The organism is Streptococcus sp. CF7_Ac1-8, assembly GCF_024295435.1.
Taxonomy (GTDB): Bacteria; Bacillota; Bacilli; order Lactobacillales; family Streptococcaceae; genus Streptococcus; species Streptococcus mitis_AP.
Window position 1 is genome coordinate 175,392 of the sequence record NZ_JANCPI010000001.1, and the last position, 20,594, is coordinate 195,985.

The following is a 20,594-nucleotide window of genomic DNA, read 5'->3' on the forward strand; positions in this document are numbered from 1 at the left end:
CCACAAATGAATTTAAATCGTAAATCTATTCTACAAAACTTTAAAGACGCTGGCACTGACACCACCAACCATGTCTTTATCACTTAAATGGCTATTGGTCACCAATAGTTCTAGATTTCCAGCATTTTCAAACTGGAAGTCTTGCCCTTTAGCATTAAATACAACCAGTAAATGGTCTTCCCCTTGAATCTCATAGACAATCCAACCACTATGTTCGTGGGCTGAATGAACAAAAACATGATGGTAAATCTCATCATAAGTTGGGTAAGAAAAGGCACTGCTTTCTGTCTTCAATCGAATCATCTGACGAATAAACTCAATACTATCTTGACGCTCATTAAGCAAGTCCCAGTTCACTTGATTCACGCTATCAGGAGCATTATAGCTATTCATAGCACGTTCTCTATCATCATGGGTCAGCTCACCATTTTCACCAGTCGCAACAAGTTTGGTACGACCAAATTCTTGACCGATTTCCATAAAGGCCATCCCCTGCATGAGCAGATTCATGGCTGTAGCAGTTTCGACCTTGCGCATGATTTGCTCTGAACTTTGGTCTGGATGTAGGGTTGCCAACAAATCGTGAAGATTGTAATTGTCATGGGCCTCTACATAGTTAAGCACTTGGTTTGGATGTGTATAGGTTCCTAATTCACGACTTCCTAGGATTGCTTTGGCTAGAATTGGCTCCGTAGCAGCACCACTAACAAAACCTGACTTGATAGCACCATAAACTTCTCCACCTTTGACAGCATCACGCTGATTGTCGTTAAAGAAACCGATATTTGGCATCTGGTAGGCATTGTCTTTCTTAGCCTTATCATAAGGGGCAAGACCTGTTCCCATATCCCAACCTTCTCCATAAAGGATAATGTTAGGGTCAATTTCATCCAAGCTCTGACGAATCATCTGCATGGTCTTGACATCATGAATCCCCATCAAATCAAAACGGAAGCCGTCAATATTGTATTCCTGCACCCAGTATAGAAGAGAATTAATCATATACTTGCGGAACATTTCGTGTTCACTGGCTGTTTCATTTCCAACACCCGTTCCATTCTGGAAAGTACCGTCTGGATTCATACGATAATAGTAATCAGGGACAGTTGTTTGGAAAGGTGCATCAACAACTGAGAAGGTATGGTTATAGACCACATCCATAATGACACCAATACCCGCATCGTGATAGGCTTGAACCATGGTCTTCAAATCACGAATGACCTGAGCTGGATCATCTGGATTGGTTGAAAGGCTTGTCTCTGGTGCGTTATAGTTTTGTGGATCATAACCCCAGTTGTAGGTTACATTCCCATCCTCATCGTATTCTTTGTGACGGTCTGCAATTGGTTGCAATTGAACATAATTATAACCCAGCTTCTTGATGTAATCAAAAGCAGTTGACTGACCATACTGGTTAACCGTTCCAGTCTGGGCAGCACCCAAGAAAGTTCCTCGAAGATGTTCATCCACACCTGATGTCGGTGATTTGGTCAAATCACGAATGTGCATTTCACAAATAACTGCCTTACATGGATTTGCCAAGCGCCAAGTAGCATCAGAACCGTGCTTAACCTCAAAGTTTTCAACTTGCTTTTCTTCATGGCTCAGGATAGCTGAACGTTTGCCATCAGGACTGGTTGCGATAGTGTATGGGTCGCGAGTAAGACTTTGGTGATGGGGAAATTGAACTTGATACTGATAAGCCTTACCAGTCAAATCTTCCTCAACATCCAAACTCCAGACACCGATTGTATTGTCCTTATGATTATAGGAGTAGCTGTTACCTCTCTCCATATCAAAAGTCTTCCAAATAGGTGAATCATTAGTAGCTGATTCATAAACGACAACCTGCACTTCTGTCGCTGTTGGAGCCCAGAGAGCAAAATGAGCCTGATTGTCCTCTACACGGCAACCCAATTCCCCTTGGTAGCCCCAATGGTGATCAAAACTAGCACTGTTAATGGCCTTATCAAAGGCAAAAGGATTTTGATTCTTATAGAAAGGACTTGCAATAGCAGGATTTTCAGAGTAATAAATCCTATCATCCCCTTCCAAAATCCAGACCTCTGTTAAGAGGGGATAGTGATTAAAACGGATAGCATATTCTTTACTGGTTTGGCCTGTGTGAACCACAAAATTCAAGCTTTCTAAGGCATGAGCGCTTGGGTGTTCGAAACTAAATAAGGCGCCAAAATAATCTTCTTTGTAGGTCAGCAAATCAATCCGTTGATCCTGACTTTTCACAAAAGAGCAAGTGTCGTATTCTCCATTCTTACGATGGTAATGAATGCGCATGGGGTAGTTATACATTTTATATTTTTCCTTTTTACTTCTATTTTCTTTCTATTTTACTAATAATTTTTTGTAAATCTCGTCTCAATTAACAAACATAGTTATATTATCTAAACTCTGATTTTAAACGATCATTACAAACTTTCTAGCCAAGCTTCATCTCGAACTTCGATACCAAGTTCTTGTGCTTTTTGAAGTTTACTTCCAGCATCTGCTCCTGCAACGACAAGGTCGGTCTTTTTAGAAACACTACCTGTCACTTTGGCACCCAGACTTTCGAGTTTACTTTTAGCTTCTGAGCGCTTGAGACGTTCCAATTTTCCAGTCAATACAACGGTCAAGCCTGACAAGGCTGCACCCGCTACTACTGTCTGACCTTTATAATCCAGATTGACCCCAGCTTCTTTCAATTCTCTTAGGAGAATTTCAGAGCCTTCTGTCGCAAAATAAGTCTGAAGACTTTTGGCAATCACACCACCCAGACTTTCAATACTAGCCACTTCCTCTGGATCTGCCTGAGCCAGATTTTCAATTGAATGAAAATGTTGAAGTAAGAGCTGACTGGCCTTGCTTCCGACATGACGAATTCCCAAACCAAACAAGAGCTTCTCGGCAGAATTTTCCTTAGATGCTTGAATGGCTTGATACAGTTTAGAAGCAGACTTTTCCTTAACCCCCTCTAAAAGGAGGAAATCTTCTTCTTGTAATCGGTAAATATCCGCCACATCCTTAACCAAATTGGCTGCGAAAAGCTTCTCAACAATAGATGGACCAAGGCCTGTAATATTCATAGCATCACGAGAAGCAAAGTGAATCAAACCTTCCATGATTTGGGCAGGGCAACGCGGATTGATACAACGAAGGGCCACTTCATCTTCAAAGTGCAACAAGTCAGAACCACAACTTGGGCAGTTTGTAGGGATATCTAGTTTCTCTTCAGAAACCCGTTTGGACTCTACCACACGTAAAACGGCAGGGATGATGTCCCCAGCCTTATAAACGATAACCGTATCGTCTTTTCGGATATCTTTTTCAGCAATATAGTCCACATTGTGTAGGGTCGCACGGCTAACAGTTGTACCAGCAAGCTGAACAGGAGTCAGGTTGGCAGTTGGGGTCACAACACCAGTACGCCCCACAGTCCAGTCAACTGATAGAAGCTGAGCTTCTTTTTCCTCAGCAGGAAACTTGTAGGCTACAGCCCACTTTGGAGCCTTAACGGTAAAGCCAAGTTCTTCTTGACCTGCTAGGTCATTGACCTTAATCACCACCCCATCGATATCATAAGGCAGATTGTCCCGTTCCTGTCCTACTTCTTGGATAAAATCCCAAATCTCATCCATGCTTTCAGCCAGAATTCGCTTAGGATTAACCACAAAACCTAGTTGTTCTAGGTGCTTCAAAACCTTTTCTTGGCTATCACGAGTTGACGGACTGGCTTCTTGATAGAGGAAAGTGGCAAGGTTACGCTTGGCTACTACTGCTGTATCCAGCTGACGCAGAGTTCCTGCTGCCGCATTACGAGGATTGGCAAATTCAGACTCTCCATTTTCTTGGCGAGCTTGGTTAACCTGGTCAAAAGAAGCGCGTGGCATGTAACATTCCCCACGAACTGTGATATCTAGTTCTTCTGGCAAGGTCAAAGGAATGTCCTTAACACGCTTGAGGTTTTCTGTGATGTTCTCCCCAACAGAACCATCTCCACGCGTTGCCCCAACAACGAAAATCCCCTTTTCATAAGTCAGCGAGATAGATAAGCCATCGATTTTCAGCTCACAAATATAGGTCGGATGAGCCACTTCCTTACGAACACGCGCATCAAAAGCTTCAAGCTCCTCACGTGAAAAAGCATCCTGCAAACTATAAAGAGGATACTGATGACTGTATTTTTCAAAACCATCTAAAACCTTGCCACCAACACGATGGGTCGGACTGTCTGCTAATACTTGATCTGGATAGGCAGCCTCCAACTCGACCAACTCACGGTAAAGGCGGTCATACTCACTATCTGAAACCGACGGATTGTCGCTGCTATAATACTCAGTCGCATAGCGATTGAGTAAGGCGACTAACTCATTCATTCTTTTATTCATAAAACCATTTTACCATAAACTAAGCCCTCCTCACAAACGAGAAGGGCGGAAAAAACACTCAGATTGGAATTATTTTTAAAACTCAAACAGTCTTATGTCTCTTTTTCAAAACGGGTTCGAACATAGCCTAGAGCTAAGAAAGATAAAACGACAACTCCAAGTCCTATAATCAAGAAAGAATAAAGATGGACACTTGGAAGAAAGGTCATTAAACCTGTTACTATAGGCATAAATAGTATAGCTAAGGTATAAATCGAACTGAGAACTCTTCCCAGATATTCACCTTCAACCTTGGTTTGTACTTGAGTAAAAAAGTGAATATTGAAAATCGTCATAAAGAGTTCACAAATGAAATTCCCTGAAAAAGTAAGATAAGATGGGAGGGTAAATCCCATTATCATTACCCCAAGTCCAGTTAGAGCCAATAAAAACAGAAGCATTCCCATACTGGCTTTAATCTTACTAGCTAGCAGCGCCCCAACAATAGACCCAATAGCACCCATTGTTAAAATAGTAGCATAGGCACCTTGTACTCCATAGAGTTGATTTGAAAAGGGAAGGAGGTAATTAAAAGCTGCAAAGAAAAAATTGACACTTGAAGCCATGACTAGTAAAAAGAAGATTTCCCTTTGCTTCACAATATAGTGAACTCCCTCCTTGATATCAGCACAAATAACTTTTAATGTAAGTTTCTTCTCCACCAAAGTCTTCTCTTCTTTTTTGGGAAGCAGGGCTACCAAGCCAAAAGCGAGAAAAAAACTAAGGGCATCTAATACCAAGGTAATGCGAAGACTTGCGAATTGTAAAACCAGAAAAGAAAGTACAGGGGAACTCACACTGACAACCTGCATCACCAACTCCAAACGAGAATTGTAGAGGACCAATTCATCCTTCTCTACCAATTCTGTGATAATGGCCTTATTTGCAGGTCTAGAAAAGGCAAAAGCAATAGCCTGAACAATGTTGGCAAAAATCAAAGCTCCAATCATCCAGCTGTCATTCCTTATAAAAGAAATAGCCAGACAAAGAATCCCACAAACAAGGTCTGTCGTCATTAAAATCTTACGACGAGAAAAACGGTCTGAAATAACTCCGCCAAAGGGATTGATCAGAATGGATGTGACGAGTTCAGAAATCTGATACATTCCTAAAACAGTCTGCCCGATAGTCCCCATGGAAGCCAACCAGACACTATTTCCATAATCATAGAGCATATTCCCTATCTTATTAACAGCTCCACGGCTAATCAACTGTACTGCATAGCGATTCATATAAAAACTCCTCTCAAATTTTGAAACTATTGTATCAAAACCGAAAGGAGCTTTTTCATTTTTCCCTTATTTGGGAAAATTAATCTTTGACAAATTTTTCGTAGTGTTCCTGATAGTAGGCTACTTGCTCTGGAAGACCTAGCACATCAAAAATATGCATGGCCTCTTGCATCTGCTTACAGCCTTCTTTACACTGTCCTTTTTGATATAAGGCAAAGCCTTTTAGGTAATGTAAAATATTTCGTTCATACAGACTAATGTTTTTGCCAATAATCTTCTCTGTATAAGTCTCAAAATAGCTTGCATTGTCAAAAGAAAGATGTTCTAAACAATGCTGGTAACAATTGAGAGCCAAAATCAACACTAATCTCTTATGACGCCCAATCTCTTGGTAAAATTCTTCCCTCTCCATAACTTCTCTACCAATCCGTGTGACATAGTCCACATCGTAGAAACTATAGAGGTTCCCGAAAAGAATCAACTCATACATGGTCCATTCTTCTGTTTTGAAGAGATAATCTGCTACCTTATCCAAATCATCCTGCTTCATATCATAACTCAAATCTCTTTGACAAATCAGACCCTGTAGCAAAATCCAGTTCAGCTCAAAATAGAGGGGATTTGTCGAACTCTTAGTCTTTTCAAGTTGTTCTTCTTGAAGCTTTTGAAAACCTGCAATATCATTTGAGTAGTAAAGCGGAATAATTTGTCCCATCATGGCAACATGTTCATGATTATGAAAATCCCTAGCCTTATCCATGAAATTTTCGATTGTGACATGAATGTTATCCAAAATATCAAAGAAACGTGAGACTGCTAGATCAGACTCCCCAAGCTCAAAGCGAGATAACTGAGAAGTTGAACAGGACTCCCCTGCCGCCTCCTTTAAAGAATAATTTCCACTTGTCCGAAATTCACGAAATACTTTTCCAAGATGTTCCATCTTTACACCTGCTCTGATAATTCTTCCCACTCAAGCATAGCTTCTTCCTGACGATGGCTGATTTTGTCCAGTTCAGCCTGCAATTCCACCAGTTTGCCGGCATCGTTTGTTTCCAACATTTGTTCAGAAATGTCTTGGCTTTGACTTTCTAACTCTTCGATTTCAGCTTCTAGACTTTCGATTTGTCGCATGAGTTTACGGGCTTCTTTTTGACTTTCTTTCTGAGCTTGATAGTCATTAACTGGACTTGCTTCTTTTGCTTGATTAGTAGTTGAAATTTCCTCAGTTTGAATCATTTCTACTTCTGCTTTCTTCTCGACATAGTAGTCGTAATCTCCAAGATAGAGAGTTGATCCATTCTCAGACAATTCCAGTACATGAGTTGCCACACGATTGATAAAGTAACGGTCGTGACTGACGAATAGAAGAGTTCCATCAAAGTCAATCAAGGCATTTTCCAACACTTCCTTGCTATCAATATCCAAGTGGTTGGTTGGCTCATCCAGAATCAAGAAGTTGTTGTTTTCCATGGAAAGTTTAGCCAGAAGTAAACGGGCTTTCTCGCCACCAGACAGCATGCCGACTGATTTTTTAACATCATCTCCTGAGAAAAGGAAGGCACCTAGACGGTTACGAATTTCAACTTCTGGTGTCAGTTTAAAATCATTCCAGAGTTCATCCAGTACAGTATTACTTGGTGTCAGCTTGCTTTGGGTTTGGTCATAGTAACCAACCTCAACATTGGCGCCAAAGCGCTTCTCACCCTTGATAAAAGGAATCTGGTCCACGATTGATTTAATAAAGGTTGACTTGCCAATACCATTGGGACCAACGATAGCGACAGCATTCATCTTACGAAGGTCTAGGTTAATCGGTTGTGACAAGACTTCCCCGTCATAGCCAACAGCCGCATTTTCAACAGTCAAAACAACATTACCAGACGTTTTTTCAGACTGGAAGGTCATGTTGGCTGATTTCTTACCAGCTTCAGGCTTGTCCAAACGTTCCATTTTTTCCAGTTGTTTTCGGCGAGATTGGGCACGTTTGGTCGTTGAAGCTCGGACTAGATTGCGATTGACAAAGTCTTCCAGAGCAGCGATCTCCTTCTGCTGCTTTTCATAGTTTTTTGCCTCAGTAGCTAGTTTTTGCTCCTTCAGCTCGACAAAACGAGAGTAATTGCCCACATAACGATCCAAGGAATGCTTGGTCAAATCTAGCGTAATTGTCGCAACCTTGTCTAAGAAATAACGGTCGTGGCTGACAATAATGAGTGCGCCACTATAGTTTACCAAGTAATTCTCTAGCCAAGCAATAGTTTCGATATCCAAGTGGTTGGTTGGCTCATCCAATACCAAGAGATTTGGCTTTTCAAGAAGCATTTTAGCAAGTGCCAAGCGAGTATTTTGACCACCAGAAAGCTCAGCAATTTTCATCTGCCACATAGATTCATCAAATTTGAATCCATTCAAAATCGCTCGTATATCAGCTTCAAAGGTAAAGCCACCTGCTTGGCGAAAATTCTCAGATAAGCGGTCGTAATCTGACATCAGTTTCTCTAAATCTTCACCAGACTTTTCACCCATCTCCAGTTCCATCTGACGCAGTTGTTGCTCAGTCCGACGCAGGTCATCAAAGACATGAAGCATCTCATCGTAGATGGTATTTTCAGACTCAAAACGGCTATCTTGGGCTAGGTAAGACAGAGAAATATCTTTTTTCTTATTGATTTCTCCACTAGTTGGCTCCTCTTCTCCAACCAAAATCTTCAAAAGAGTAGACTTACCTGCTCCATTTTTCCCAACAAGAGCAATCCTGTCTCGTTCATCAACCTGCAGGTTGATATTATCAAAAAGAACCTCTCCTGCAAAAGAACGTTCAATTTTATTAGCTTGTAAAATAATCATACAAGTAGTATAGCATGTTTCCCTAAGGCATTCAAGACTTGATAAACAGGCATATGTCACTACTTTTCTGAAAATTATGCTACCGTTTTACTAAAACGCTAAAAAGTGCTATAATGTGAACGGTTAAAACAATTTACAAAAAGGAGAATTTTAATGTCTTACCAAGAAAATTACCAGAAATGGGTTGATTTTGCGGAGCTTCCTGACTACCTTCGTCAAGATTTGGAAAATATGGACGAAAAAACTAAGGAAGATGCCTTCTATACAAATCTTGAATTTGGTACTGCAGGTATGCGTGGCTTGATTGGTGCTGGTACAAACCGCATCAACATCTACGTTGTTCGCCAAGCTACTGAAGGTTTGGCTCGTTTGATTGAGTCAAAAGGTGGAAACGAAAAAGAACGTGGTGTCGCAATCGCCTACGATAGCCGTCACTTCTCACCAGAGTTTGCCTTTGAATCTGCGGCAGTTCTTGCTAAACACGGCATCAAATCTTATGTATTTGAAAGCCTTCGTCCAACTCCAGAACTATCATTTGCAGTTCGTCACCTCAACTGTTTCGCGGGTATCATGGTCACAGCCAGCCACAACCCTGCACCATTTAACGGTTACAAGGTTTACGGTGAAGACGGTGGACAAATGCCCCCACACGACGCAGACGCTTTGACTACTTATATCCGTGCAATCGAAAATCCATTTGCGGTAGAAGTTGCTGATGTGGAAGCTGAAAAAGCTTCTGGCTTGATTGAAGTTATCGGCGAAGCTGTTGACGTAGAATACCTTAAAGAGGTTAAGGACGTAAACATCAACCCAGCCTTGATTGAAGAATTCGGTAAAGACATGAAGATTGTCTACACACCACTTCATGGTACTGGTGAAATGTTGGCTCGTCGTGCTCTTGCCCAAGCAGGATTTGACTCTGTTCAAGTCGTTGAAGCGCAAGCAACTGCTGACCCAGACTTCTCAACTGTAAAATCGCCAAACCCAGAAAGCCAAGCAGCCTTTGCACTTGCTGAAGAACTTGGTCGTCAAGTTGGTGCAGACGTTCTTGTCGCAACTGACCCTGATGCTGACCGTGTTGGTGTTGAAGTTCTTCAAAAAGATGGTAGCTACCTCAACCTTTCAGGTAACCAAATCGGTGCCATCATGGCTAAATACATCTTGGAAGCCCACAAAAACGCTGGAACTCTTCCTGAAAATGCAGCCCTCTGCAAATCTATCGTATCAACTGACTTGGTAACGAAGATTGCTGAAAGCTACGGCGCAACTATGTTCAACGTTTTGACAGGTTTCAAATTTATCGCTGAAAAAATCCAAGAATTCGAAGAAAAACACAATCACACATACATGATGGGATTTGAAGAAAGCTTCGGTTACTTGATTAAACCTTTCGTACGTGATAAAGACGCTATTCAAGCCGTTCTTGTCGTTGCTGAACTTGCTGCCTACTACCGTTCTCGTGGTTTGACACTTGCTGACGGTATCGAAGAAATCTACAAAGAATACGGCTACTACGCAGAAAAAACTATCTCTGTTACCCTTTCAGGTGTTGATGGTGCTGAACAAATCAAAGCGATTATGGCTAAATTCCGTAACAACGCTCCAAAAGAATGGAATGCAACAGCTATCACTGTAGTAGAAGACTTCAAGGCTCAAACTGCCACTGCTGCTGACGGTACTGTTACAAATTTGACAACTCCTCCAAGTGATGTTTTGAAATACACACTTGCTGACGGTTCATGGATTGCTGTTCGCCCTTCAGGTACAGAACCAAAAATCAAGTTCTACATTGCAGTTGTAGGTGAAACCAACGAAGAATCACAAGCTAAAATCGCTAACATCGAAGCAGAAATCAATGCTTTTGTAAAATAAAGCCCTATAAAAGATGAGACCAACCAATCTCATCTTTTTTTCGTATCAAATCTAAGCAATTTTAGAAACTTTATGGCATACTAGACTTATCAATGAAAGCGAGGTAATCTCATGGAACAATTTTTAGATAATATCAAAGACCTTGAAGTCACTACAGTAGCGCGTGCGGAAGAAGCTCTTGATAAAAAAGAAACTGCAACCTTCTTTATCGGTCGCAAAACTTGCCCTTACTGCCGTAAATTTGCTGGTACCTTGGCAGGTGTCGTAGCTGACACTAAAGCTCACATCTACTTCATCAACAGTGAAGAACCAAGCCAACTCAATGAGTTGCAAGCATTCCGCTCACGCTACGGAATCCCAACTGTACCAGGATTTGTTCACATTGCGGATGGACAAATCAATGTCCGTTGCGACTCTTCAATGTCAGCACAAGAAATCAAAGATTTCGCTGGATTGTAAAAAAGCCACTCATCGAGTGGTTTTTAAATGGTCAAAATTACGTTTTTTCAAGCAAATCTTGTATCATCCGATGCAGTTCTTCGATTTTCTCAGATTGTTTCTCTATTAATATTCTTTGGCCCGATAATTCGTCTTGGAGTTTATCAAGTTTTATCTGTTCATCTGGATTATCTTTTACAAAAAAGTTCGTCAAGGCACTTGTTAACATTCCTATTGTACTAATCCCTACCAACATTAATAAAAAAGCTAGCCATTTCCCAAAAAGGGAAACTGGAACAATATCACCATAACCAACAGTGGTTACTGTCACAAGAGCCCACCAAAGACTATCTGAGAAAGATTTTTCTTCAACTACAGATAAAATTGAACTTCCTACTAGAACAATAAAAATATTAACATACAAGATATAAATCAGGCCATTTGTCCGTAAGAATCTACTAATTTTTCTTTCTAATTTACCTGTAAGTCCAATTATTCTAAGTAAACGAGTCAGTTTCAGTAATTTTGTCAGCCTTGCTAAGCGGAAGATACGCCCTAATCGCAATACTGTAAAAATAGCATTTAAAGGAAGGATAGCTAACAAGTCAAAGATATTTTCAAGTATAAACCTCCATTTTGCTTTACTTGAAAAGAACCGCCAACCATAATCTACCACAAACACAAACCAAAGTAGCAAGTCAATAATACTGTATGGAGGACTGTCTAAATCAATCATCTCAGCAAATCCAAGTAATACCAGAATATACTCAACTTTAATTCAATAAATATCTCTCCGATGACCAACTTCTAAAGTAGCAATGACTAATTCATCATCTACAATTTGTACGATAACTCGATAATTACCAATTCTATAGCGCCATTGACCAACGCGATTACCAACCAAAGCCTTTCCGTGTCGTCTTGGGTCTTCCAAAACATTGGTTTGTAAATAGTTTGTAATTATCTTCTGCGTATAACGATCCAATTTTTTCAATTGCTTGATGAAACGTCTTGTTGGAACTAATTTATACAAATTATTCATCCTCCAAGCCTAAATCATGCATCATTTCTTCCCAAGTAATGGGTTCAACTCCTTTTTCCAAGTCTTCTAAATACTCTTGATAGGCTAAATCTGCCACACGAGCATCGTATTCATCTTCTAGAGCTTCAAGAGTTTTGGTGCGGATAAGTTCCGACAGGGAAACCCCTTCAAACTTAGCCATTGCTTTCATAAATGTTTTATCAGCTTCAGAAACTTTTAATGTAATAGTAGTCATCTTTTGCACTCCCTTTTTTAATAGTAACACCATTGTATTACTTTTTAGGTGTTCAGTCAATATAAAAAGAACACCTTCTTAGCGTTCTTTCTATATATCTGTCAATGGTGTTGCGGTATCTGGTGAGGTATCATATACCTTAAAGTCTATCCCAACTCCAAGATCAGCTTGAGCCAACTGATTTACCATGGTCATATGAGCCAGTTCCTTGATATTGTTCTCCTTAGATAAATGACCAAGGTAGATTTTCTTAGTGCGGTTTCCCAAGGTACGAATCATAGCTTCAGCACCGTCCTCGTTAGAAAGGTGACCCAGATCCGATAGGATTCGTTGTTTGAGTCGCCAAGCGTAAGAACCTGCTCGCAAAATCTCTACATCATGGTTGGACTCGATAAGATAGCCATCTGCATTCTCGACAATTCCTGCCATACGGTCACTAACATAACCTGTATCTGTCAAAAGGACAAAACTCTTGTCATCCTTCATAAAGCGATAGAACTGAGGTGCGACCGCATCATGGCTAACACCAAAACTCTCAATGTCGATATCTCCAAAGGTTTTGGTTTTACCCATTTCAAAGATATGCTTTTGCGAGGCATCCACCTTGCCAAGATACTTGCTATTTTCCATAGCCTGCCAGGTCTTTTCATTGGCATACAAATCCATACCATACTTGCGAGCCAACACACCGACTCCATGGATATGGTCAGAATGCTCATGGGTAATCAAGATGGCATCCAAGTCTTCTGGCTTGCGATTTATTTCAGCAAGTAGGCTGGTGATTTTCTTACCAGATAAGCCTGCATCCACTAAAAGTTTCTTTTTTGGCGTTTCCAGATAAAAGGAATTTCCACTGGAACCCGACGCTAAAATACTGTATTTAAAGCCTGTTTCACTCATTCTGGTCTTCTATTTCGTCCTCCCATACTTCTTCCTTCACTGCATCCTTATCATAAGGGAGCACAATGGTAAAGGTTGATCCCTTACCATATATACTCTTGGCCCAAATAAAACCATTATGCTGTTTGATAATTTCTTTAGCAATAGCTAGACCTAGCCCAGTTCCACCTTGGGCACGACTTCTAGCACGATCCACACGGTAGAAACGGTCAAAGATACGTGGCAAATCCTGCTTAGGAATACCCAATCCTTGGTCTGAGATAGACAAAATCATCTGATCATCAGTTGTCTTCATGGTCACTGTGATTTTTCCACCATCTGGAGAATATTTAATGGCATTGTTGAGAATATTATCAATCACCTGCGTCATCTTATCTGTATCAATTTCAATCCAGACAGAGGTAATCGGATAATCTCTAACCAATTCGTATTTCTTCTCTTCATCTGATCCCCTCATCTTATCAAAACGGTTAAGAATAAAGGTAATAAAGGCAGTAAAGTTAATCAGTTCGACATCTAGATGACTGGTTGCATTATCAATACGTGAAAGATGAAGAAGGTCTGTCACCATTCGCATCATACGGTTGGTTTCGTCTAGAGACACCTTGATAAAATCTGGTGCGACAGGTTCTGACAAGGCACCCTCATCCAAGGCTTCAAGATAGGATTTTACACTAGTCAGAGGCGTCCGTAGCTCATGACTAACGTTCGAAACAAAGAGTCTCCGTTCGCGCTCCTCCTTCTCCTGCTCCGTCGTATCGTGTAAAACAGCAACCAAACCAGAAATAAAGCCAGACTCACGACGAACCAAGGCAAAACGTACACGAAGGCTCAGATATTCACCATTGTCATCCTGAGAATCAATCATGAGCTCAGGAATTTGGGTAATCAAATCACGAAGTTCATACTCATCTTCAATCTGAAGCAATTCTAGAATACTTTTATTGAGAACCTCTTCCTTCTGAACACCTAGCTGTTTCTTGGCCATGTCGTTAATCATAGTAATCTTGCCACGACGATTGGTCGCAAGAACTCCGTCTGTCATGTATGAGAGGATACTGTGTAATCGTTTACTCTCTTGTTCCAGATTTTCTTGGGTCAAGCGGATTACTTCTGATAAATCATTAAGATTATTGGTAATATTAGTGATTTCAGAGCTTCCCTGCATATCCAATACCTGAGAATAATCTCCTGCAATCAGGTCCTTTACCTTTTGATTGATTTGCTTCAACCGAATGTTATCCCTACGATTTTCTAGTAAAAGCAAGGTCACAACTAAAATAAAGCCAAGTAGAATGAGGATAAAGATAAAATCACTGGTTAAAACTGTGTCTTTTATTAGTTTAATCATTATTTCTCATATAATAACCAACACCGCGACGTGTTAGGATATACTCTGGACGACTTGGTGTATCTTCAATCTTCTCACGCAAACGTCTGATAGTTACGTCAACAGTCCGAACATCTCCAAAATAATCATAACCCCAGACCGTTTCAAGCAAGTGTTCACGGGTAATCACTTGACCAATATGAGAAGCCAAGTGGTACAAGAGCTCAAATTCACGGTGGGTTAAGTCTAGTTCTTCACCGTATTTTTTAGCTACATAAGCATCTGGCACAATCTCCAAGTCCCCAATTTGCAAGGGTTGGGTTTTCTTTTCATCTGACTCTTGATTATCTACAGAAGCCAAGTCCGTGCGACGAAGGAGAGCTTTAACACGCGCCTGCAACTCACGATTTGAGAAGGGTTTGGTTACATAGTCATCTGCACCAAGCTCTAAACCGATAACCTTATCAAATTCACTGTCTTTAGCTGAAAGCATGATAATAGGTACACTACTAGTCTTGCGAATAGTCTTAGCAACTTCTAAACCATCAATTTCTGGAAGCATCAAATCCAGAATAATAATATCTGGTTGCTCTGCTTCATATTGCTCTAGCGCTTCACGACCATTAAAAGCAGTTACAACCTCGTAACCTTCCTTGGTCATATTAAACTTGATAATATCCGAGATTGGTTTTTCATCATCTACAATTAATATTTTTTTCATTTGTTCACCTTTTTCTCTACTATTATATCAAAAAAATAACAAGAAAACACAATAGCTAGTCTTTGCTACTGTCTAACTTAGCTTGTGCATAAGCCTGCCAGATTTTTTGTTGGGGTTTGGCAAGTGGAACATCCTTGAACTCTTCTGGTGAAAGCCAGCGAACTTCCCTATCTGAAAAATCCTGGAAGTCAGTCACCTGACCTGCTACAATTTGAACATGCCACTTGCGATGACTAAAGACATGCTTAACAGTGTCAAAATAAATATCAAGCCAATCAACATCTAGGTCATAGTCCTGCTGGAAACTCTCTTCTGGACTGGGTCCAAAATTCACACTTTCTTCTGCAACCTGATGGAAGAGGTCAAACTGCTCCTCTTGCGAAAAGTCACCTACTTCTACCAGTGGGAAATGCCAAAAACCTGCCAATAGCTTTTCACTTTCATTCTTTTCAAGTAAAAATTGTCCCTGAGAATTGTTCACAACTAAGGCTTTAAGATAAATAGGAACAGGCTTTTTCTTTGGAGCCTTGATTGGATAACGGTTCATGGTTCCATTCTGATATGCTGCACTAAAGTCCTTAATTGGGCTTTCTTCTGGTCTGGGATTTACAGGTGCCTCAATATCTGAGCCCAAGTCCATCAAGGCTTGATTAAAGTCACCAGGCCTTTCTGGGTCAATCAAGATTTCCATCATTGCCTGAAAAATTTTGCGATTGCTAGGAATTCCGATATCATGATTAACTTCAAACAGACGTGCCAGCACTCGCATGACATTACCATCTACAGCTGGCTCAGGCAAGTTAAAAGCAATACTGGAAATCGCTCCTGCTGTGTAAGGTCCAATTCCTTTCAAGCTGGAAATTCCTTCATAGGTGTTTGGAAATTGACCACCAAAGTCAGCCATAATCTGCTGAGCTGCAGCCTGCATATTACGAACTCGAGAATAATAACCCAAACCTTCCCAAGCCTTCAACAAACGTTCTTCAGGGGCAGTTGCCAAACTTTCCACTGTTGGAAACCAGTCCAAGAATCGTTCGTAATAGGGAATAACCGTATCCACCCTAGTCTGCTGGAGCATAATTTCAGACACCCATATATGATAAGGATTTTTACTTCTACGCCACGGTAAATCTCTTTTGTTTTCATCATACCAGGAAAGAAGTTTCTCACGAAAAGAAACAATCTTCTCCTCTGGCCACATGACGATACCGTATTCTTTCAAATCTAACATATTTCTAGTATAACACAGAAGATTCTAACTGTCCTTTTCCTAGTATTAGTACTCTTCGAAAATCAAATTCAAACCACGTCAACGTCGCCTTGCCGTACTCAAGTACAGCCTGCGGCTAGTTTCCTAGTTTGCTCTTTGATTTTCATTGAGTATAAAAAGCCTCTTCCCAAGGGAAAGAGGACTAAATCTTATTGATGAACTGCCTGGGCTGCTGTGATAAGTGTTAACTTGTAAACATCATCAGCATTACATCCACGAGAAAGGTCGTTAACTGGCTTGTTCAAACCTTGCAAAACAGGACCAACAGCCGCAAAACCACCGAGACGTTCGGCCATCTTGTAGCCGATATTTCCTGCCTCGATACCTGGGAAGATGAAGACATTTGCTTGACCAGCTACTGTACTTCCAGGAGCTTTCAAAGCTGCAGTTTCAGGAACAAAGGCTGCATCAAATTGCAACTCACCATCGATTTCAAGGTCAGGGCGCAAGTCGTGAGCAATTTTAGTTGCTTCAACAACCTTATCAACGCTTTCTCCAAATCCTGAACCTTTAGTAGAATAGCTTAGCATAGCAATTTTAGGCTCGATTCCAAACATCTTAGCTGTAATTGCTGAGTTGATTGCAATTTCAGCCAAGGCTTCAGCGTCTGGATTGATATTGATGGCACAGTCCCCAAAGAGGTAACGCTCCGTACCACGAACCATGAGGAAGGCACCTGAAGTACGAGTTACATTTGGACGAGTTTTGATGATTTGAAGAGCTGGACGAACTGTTGAAGCTGTTGAGTGAATCGCTCCTGACACCATTCCATCAACCAAGCCCAAGTAAACCAACATAACACCAAAATAGTTGACATCTTCAACCAAAACCTTGCGTGCATCTTCTTCAGACATTTTGCCCTTGCGACGCTCCACTAAAGCAGCAACCATTTCTTCAAATTTATCGTAGTGTTGAGGGTCGATGACTTCATAACCGTCCTCAATACCTTCGATTTCAAGATAAATTTTAATTTTTTCAGGATTTCCAAGCAAAACAGGAATCACTTCTGTTTCTTTTACCAGGCGTTTAGTCGCTTGAAGAATACGAGGTTCTTCCCCTTCAGGGAGAACGATACGAGCATTTTTACCAACCAAGTTGGCTTTGAGACTTTCAAAAACTTCCATGAGTTTTCTCCTTTTAGATAATAATTATACTCTGAAACTGTTTTTATAGAGTATTAGTTGATAACTGGGTAATAAGGTTGCTAAAATCATTCGGCAAGGGACTTTCTAACTGCAAGTCTTGCTCTAAAAATGGATGATAAAAAGTTAAGGAATGACAATGTAGGGCCTGGCGCTGAATTCCATCGTCTAGACTACCACCGTACAAGTCATCTCCCAACAAAGGAAAACCAATATGAGAAAAATGGACTCGGATTTGGTGGGTTCGACCAGTGTGCAGGCGAATGTCTACCAAATGAATATTCCCATAAGATGCTACAATCTTGTAAGAAGTATGAGCATACTTTCCACCTTTAGCTACGCGTCTGGTAATAATAGAGTCTTCATCACGCGCAATCGGAGCAATAATTTCACCCTTTGATTCCAAATATCCATCACCTTTAACTAAGGCAAAGTAGCGTTTCTCGATAGATTTCTTCTGCAACTGCTTGTCTAATCGTGCATGGGCATAGCCGTGCTTAGCAAAGAGCATCAAGCCAGAAGTATCTCTATCAAGTCTAGTTACAATGTGAACCTGCTGATTTTCATATTTTTGCTTGACGTAGTAACCCTTGATAAAATTGGCAATGGTATTGGAGTGATTGACACTAGGAATAGAAGCCACTCCATAGGGTTTATTTAAAACTAGAAAATGATCATCCTCATAGAGAATGTCTAATGGTCTCTCGATAGCTTCTAGAGTTTCAAAACCTTCCTCAGCAGGAATATCGATGATAACAAGGTCTCCAATATCCAATAGATAGGTTGCATTTTGTGGTTGATCATTGACCAGAATAGCTCCACCTCGAAACTTAATCTTGGCCAGAAGCCCCTTAGAAACCTCATGCTTTTTCAAAAAGGTCTTAACCTTGACATGTTCATCTGCGATAAATTCAAACCTCATTCATCCACCTCGCCGATAAAAGCATCCTTAACGCGGTTCCAGAAACTGGTATGGCTAGGTGATGCGACAAAGTGAATCTTATGATGGTCGATTTGATACTCAATACGCCCAATATTACGGAAAGAATACACGCTATTGTCAACCGAAATAGTATGGTAATCGTTTCTCGTTGGAATGAGTTCAATCTTATCCTTCTTAGGAACAATAATGGAAGAGCCCAGGGTTCGATAGACACGATTATTAAGGCTAGCAATTTCCGTTAATTGTAAAGCTTCAATGGTTGGGTGTAAAACAGCTCCGCCAAGTGATTTGTTATAGGCTGTACTACCAGTCGGTGTCGAAACTGTCAGCCCATCTCCACGAAAACGTTCAAAGTGGACACCGTTAATCACAACATCCGCCACCATGGTTCGATCAGACCTGCGGATACTGGCTTCATTTAGTGCTCTGAAAATCTTAACTTCACCATTTTCAAGAAAGACCTTCACATTCAGAACAGGGTAAGAGACTCTTGCTCCGGTATCTAGTTGCAAATTAGTCACTAGCTTGTCCAACTCAAAATCACGGTAGTCCGTATAGAAGCCCAAATGTCCAGTATGAACTCCGATAAAGCGGACCTTATCAAGTTGATTTTCGTACTTATGAAAGGCCGACAAAAGCATGCCATCCCCACCAATGGAAATAACGATATCTGGATTGGTATCATTGAGTATAAACTGATTTCTCTTCAAACGATCTCGCAATTCATACAAAACCCTTTGACTCTGTGGTTTTCTATTAGCTATCAGGTCAATTCGTTTACCTGTATTCTTCATCTGTATCGTCACTGTTCCCTACACCATCATTTAATTTTCTGCTCAAAGGATCAAAAAGGGCCTGAGCTTCTTGAATATCATCACGAATTTTACCCATTTCTTCATCCAACTGATGAGCAATCTTGGCCGTGATTTCCAGTCGCTTCTTTATCTCCTCTGGGAAATCCCCTTGGTACTTGTAGTTGAGAGAATGTTCTATCGTTGCCCAAAAATTCATAGCCAAGGTACGAATTTGAATTTCTGCTAAAATGGTCTTGGCTCCATTGATGGTGTCAACCGTATATTCTACTACCACATGGTAGGAACGGTAGCCCGAAGCCTTTCGATGAGTAATGTAATCGCGCTCCTGTATGATCCGCATATCCTGACGTTTACGCAAAATAGCCACAACTTCTTGGACGTCATCTACAAACTGGACCATCACACGCAAACCAGCAATATCCTGCAAATCGGGTTCTAAGGTCGCATAAGTAATGCCACGACGAGCCATTTTTTCCTTGATGCTCTCAATTGGCTTGACTCGACCAGTCACAAACTCAATCGGAGAATGCTTATTTTGTTTACGATATTGCTTACGAATACCACGAAGTTTAATTTTTAACTCACCAACAGCTTGAATGTAAGGATCTAGAAATTCTTCCCATTCTAAGGTCATATATTCTCCCTTGTTCTCATATTATCCTTCAAAAATATCTTTGATTTTTTCTCCAGATTCATATACAATAAATACAATGCTTATTATACCATAAATCCGCTTTCATTGATAAAGAAAAGGTAAGAAAATTGAAACATTTAGAAATTGAATTGAAAACACTATTGAAAAAAGATGAATACAATCGTCTAAAAGACCAGTTCACAGGTGTCACTCCTGTTCTTCAAAAAAATTACTACATCGACACGCCTGATTTTGAACTGCGAGAAAAGAAAGTCGCTATGCGCATTCGAACCTTTGAAGACTGGGCAGAATTGACACTCAAAGTCCCGCAAAGTGTTGGAAACATGGAATACAACCAAAAATTGCAACTAAAAGATGCTGAAAACTATCTGATCAAGGAAGAACTTCCTCAGGGGCTGGTTCTTGATGAATTAGCGAAACATGGTATCCAAACTAGTGAGTGGCATGTGCTTGGTTGTCTCACAACGCTTCGCTATGAAATGCAAACAGCTATTGGTCTCATGGCACTGGATGAGAGTCAGTACTTTGATATTACAGATTACGAATTAGAGCTTGAAGTGGAAAATCACGAGCAAGGCAAACAGGATTTCCAACAATTTTTAGAGGATAATCAGATTTCCTACCAAAAAGCTCCCTCAAAATTGGTCCGATTTGTCAAAAGCATGAAAAATAGCTGAAATAATCTCTATTTTTTGATAAAATAGAAAAGATAAAAATACACAAATCCC

Annotated in this window: 18 protein-coding genes and 1 pseudogene; 3 read left to right on the forward strand and 16 right to left on the reverse strand. The window is 40.6% G+C overall.

Annotated features, from left to right (window positions below; genetic code table 11):
* Nucleotides 1-30: 30 nt before the first annotated feature.
* The 5 genes from pulA to NMM26_RS00805 form a co-directional block, all read right to left on the reverse strand.
* The gene (pulA, locus tag NMM26_RS00785; protein ID WP_000283055.1) at nucleotides 31-2,310 is read right to left on the reverse strand and encodes a type I pullulanase; all 2,280 of its coding nucleotides are present in this window, start codon (nucleotides 2,308-2,310) and stop codon (nucleotides 31-33) included.
* Nucleotides 2,311-2,426: 116 nt separating this feature from the next.
* Nucleotides 2,427-4,385 carry an NAD-dependent DNA ligase LigA gene (ligA, locus tag NMM26_RS00790; protein WP_001042564.1) on the reverse strand — a complete coding sequence of 653 codons (1,959 nt, stop codon included), beginning with the start codon at nucleotides 4,383-4,385 and terminating at the stop codon, nucleotides 2,427-2,429.
* Nucleotides 4,386-4,477: 92 nt separating this feature from the next.
* Nucleotides 4,478-5,656 (reverse strand): MFS transporter, encoded by a 1,179-nt coding sequence (locus NMM26_RS00795; RefSeq protein ID WP_001083041.1) that lies wholly within the window; start codon nucleotides 5,654-5,656, stop codon nucleotides 4,478-4,480.
* A 79-nt stretch (nucleotides 5,657-5,735) separates the two neighbouring features.
* Entirely contained in the window at nucleotides 5,736-6,599 is an 864-nt protein-coding gene (locus NMM26_RS00800) for an XRE/MutR family transcriptional regulator (protein WP_000400536.1), read from the reverse strand.
* 2 nt (nucleotides 6,600-6,601) lie between these two features.
* A complete protein-coding gene (locus NMM26_RS00805) occupies nucleotides 6,602-8,503 on the reverse strand; it encodes an ABC-F family ATP-binding cassette domain-containing protein (protein WP_254754180.1) in 1,902 nt (633 codons plus the stop codon).
* A gap of 153 nt (nucleotides 8,504-8,656) precedes the next feature.
* On the opposite strand from NMM26_RS00805, the gene NMM26_RS00810 reads away from it, so the two are divergent.
* Nucleotides 8,657-10,375, forward strand: a complete 1,719-nt coding sequence (locus tag NMM26_RS00810) for a phospho-sugar mutase (RefSeq protein ID WP_000121686.1) — start codon at nucleotides 8,657-8,659, stop codon at nucleotides 10,373-10,375.
* A 111-nt stretch (nucleotides 10,376-10,486) separates the two neighbouring features.
* Nucleotides 10,487-10,834: a thiol reductase thioredoxin gene (locus NMM26_RS00815; protein WP_000434630.1), complete on the forward strand. Its 348-nt coding sequence runs from the start codon at nucleotides 10,487-10,489 to the stop codon at nucleotides 10,832-10,834.
* 37 nt (nucleotides 10,835-10,871) lie between these two features.
* Here the strand turns inward: NMM26_RS00815 and NMM26_RS00820 are convergent.
* The 11 genes and pseudogenes from NMM26_RS00820 to NMM26_RS00870 form a co-directional block, all read right to left on the reverse strand.
* A pseudogene (locus tag NMM26_RS00820) lies at nucleotides 10,872-11,576 on the reverse strand (potassium channel family protein); the annotation flags it as partial.
* 15 nt (nucleotides 11,577-11,591) lie between these two features.
* Complete coding sequence (locus NMM26_RS00825) at nucleotides 11,592-11,846, reverse strand: type II toxin-antitoxin system RelE/ParE family toxin (RefSeq protein ID WP_004239453.1); 255 nt, start codon at nucleotides 11,844-11,846, stop codon at nucleotides 11,592-11,594.
* Between the two features lies 1 nt (nucleotide 11,847).
* The gene (gene relB / locus NMM26_RS00830; RefSeq protein WP_000208079.1) at nucleotides 11,848-12,090 is read right to left on the reverse strand and encodes a type II toxin-antitoxin system RelB family antitoxin; all 243 of its coding nucleotides are present in this window, start codon (nucleotides 12,088-12,090) and stop codon (nucleotides 11,848-11,850) included.
* Between the two features lie 90 nt (nucleotides 12,091-12,180).
* On the reverse strand, nucleotides 12,181-12,990 hold the full coding sequence (locus tag NMM26_RS00835; RefSeq protein ID WP_004254224.1) for an MBL fold metallo-hydrolase: 810 nt from the start codon (nucleotides 12,988-12,990) through the stop codon (nucleotides 12,181-12,183).
* On the reverse strand, nucleotides 12,983-14,341 hold the full coding sequence (vicK, locus tag NMM26_RS00840; protein ID WP_254754179.1) for a cell wall metabolism sensor histidine kinase VicK: 1,359 nt from the start codon (nucleotides 14,339-14,341) through the stop codon (nucleotides 12,983-12,985). Before vicK ends, NMM26_RS00835 begins: the two co-directional genes overlap by 8 nt.
* Nucleotides 14,334-15,041, reverse strand: a complete 708-nt coding sequence (gene yycF, locus NMM26_RS00845) for a response regulator YycF (protein ID WP_033685152.1) — start codon at nucleotides 15,039-15,041, stop codon at nucleotides 14,334-14,336. The genes vicK and yycF overlap by 8 nt, the downstream gene beginning before the upstream one ends.
* 55 nt (nucleotides 15,042-15,096) lie before the next feature.
* Entirely contained in the window at nucleotides 15,097-16,272 is a 1,176-nt protein-coding gene (gene mutY / locus NMM26_RS00850) for an A/G-specific adenine glycosylase (protein WP_238096162.1), read from the reverse strand.
* 188 nt (nucleotides 16,273-16,460) lie between these two features.
* Nucleotides 16,461-17,435 (reverse strand): phosphate acetyltransferase, encoded by a 975-nt coding sequence (gene pta, locus NMM26_RS00855; protein ID WP_000451571.1) that lies wholly within the window; start codon nucleotides 17,433-17,435, stop codon nucleotides 16,461-16,463.
* A gap of 43 nt (nucleotides 17,436-17,478) precedes the next feature.
* Nucleotides 17,479-18,375 (reverse strand): RluA family pseudouridine synthase, encoded by an 897-nt coding sequence (locus NMM26_RS00860; RefSeq protein WP_254754178.1) that lies wholly within the window; start codon nucleotides 18,373-18,375, stop codon nucleotides 17,479-17,481.
* Entirely contained in the window at nucleotides 18,372-19,190 is an 819-nt protein-coding gene (locus tag NMM26_RS00865; RefSeq protein WP_254754177.1) for an NAD kinase, read from the reverse strand. The genes NMM26_RS00860 and NMM26_RS00865 overlap by 4 nt, the downstream gene beginning before the upstream one ends.
* Nucleotides 19,174-19,845, reverse strand: coding sequence for a GTP pyrophosphokinase family protein (locus NMM26_RS00870; RefSeq protein WP_254754176.1), 672 nt, complete (start codon nucleotides 19,843-19,845; stop codon nucleotides 19,174-19,176). Before NMM26_RS00870 ends, NMM26_RS00865 begins: the two co-directional genes overlap by 17 nt.
* A 128-nt stretch (nucleotides 19,846-19,973) precedes the next feature.
* On the opposite strand from NMM26_RS00870, the gene NMM26_RS00875 reads away from it, so the two are divergent.
* Nucleotides 19,974-20,543 carry a CYTH domain-containing protein gene (locus NMM26_RS00875; RefSeq protein WP_254754175.1) on the forward strand — a complete coding sequence of 190 codons (570 nt, stop codon included), beginning with the start codon at nucleotides 19,974-19,976 and terminating at the stop codon, nucleotides 20,541-20,543.
* Nucleotides 20,544-20,594: the final 51 nt, after the last annotated feature.

Excerpts from the sequence above, each read along its gene's own strand:
- pulA (WP_000283055.1), bottom strand. The coding sequence starts at position 2,310 with ATGTATAACTACCCCATGCGCATTCATTACCATCGTAAGAATGGAGAA.
- ligA (WP_001042564.1), bottom strand. The coding sequence starts at position 4,385 with ATGAATAAAAGAATGAATGAGTTAGTCGCCTTACTCAATCGCTATGCG.
- NMM26_RS00795 (WP_001083041.1), bottom strand. The coding sequence starts at position 5,656 with ATGAATCGCTATGCAGTACAGTTGATTAGCCGTGGAGCTGTTAATAAG.
- NMM26_RS00800 (WP_000400536.1), bottom strand. The coding sequence starts at position 6,599 with ATGGAACATCTTGGAAAAGTATTTCGTGAATTTCGGACAAGTGGAAAT.
- NMM26_RS00805 (WP_254754180.1), bottom strand. The coding sequence starts at position 8,503 with ATGATTATTTTACAAGCTAATAAAATTGAACGTTCTTTTGCAGGAGAG.
- NMM26_RS00810 (WP_000121686.1), top strand. The coding sequence starts at position 8,657 with ATGTCTTACCAAGAAAATTACCAGAAATGGGTTGATTTTGCGGAGCTT.
- NMM26_RS00815 (WP_000434630.1), top strand. The coding sequence starts at position 10,487 with ATGGAACAATTTTTAGATAATATCAAAGACCTTGAAGTCACTACAGTA.
- relB (WP_000208079.1), bottom strand. The coding sequence starts at position 12,090 with ATGACTACTATTACATTAAAAGTTTCTGAAGCTGATAAAACATTTATG.
- NMM26_RS00835 (WP_004254224.1), bottom strand. The coding sequence starts at position 12,990 with ATGAGTGAAACAGGCTTTAAATACAGTATTTTAGCGTCGGGTTCCAGT.
- vicK (WP_254754179.1), bottom strand. The coding sequence starts at position 14,341 with ATGATTAAACTAATAAAAGACACAGTTTTAACCAGTGATTTTATCTTT.
- yycF (WP_033685152.1), bottom strand. The coding sequence starts at position 15,041 with ATGAAAAAAATATTAATTGTAGATGATGAAAAACCAATCTCGGATATT.
- mutY (WP_238096162.1), bottom strand. The coding sequence starts at position 16,272 with ATGTTAGATTTGAAAGAATACGGTATCGTCATGTGGCCAGAGGAGAAG.
- pta (WP_000451571.1), bottom strand. The coding sequence starts at position 17,435 with ATGGAAGTTTTTGAAAGTCTCAAAGCCAACTTGGTTGGTAAAAATGCT.
- NMM26_RS00860 (WP_254754178.1), bottom strand. The coding sequence starts at position 18,375 with ATGAGGTTTGAATTTATCGCAGATGAACATGTCAAGGTTAAGACCTTT.
- NMM26_RS00865 (WP_254754177.1), bottom strand. The coding sequence starts at position 19,190 with ATGAAGAATACAGGTAAACGAATTGACCTGATAGCTAATAGAAAACCA.
- NMM26_RS00870 (WP_254754176.1), bottom strand. The coding sequence starts at position 19,845 with ATGACCTTAGAATGGGAAGAATTTCTAGATCCTTACATTCAAGCTGTT.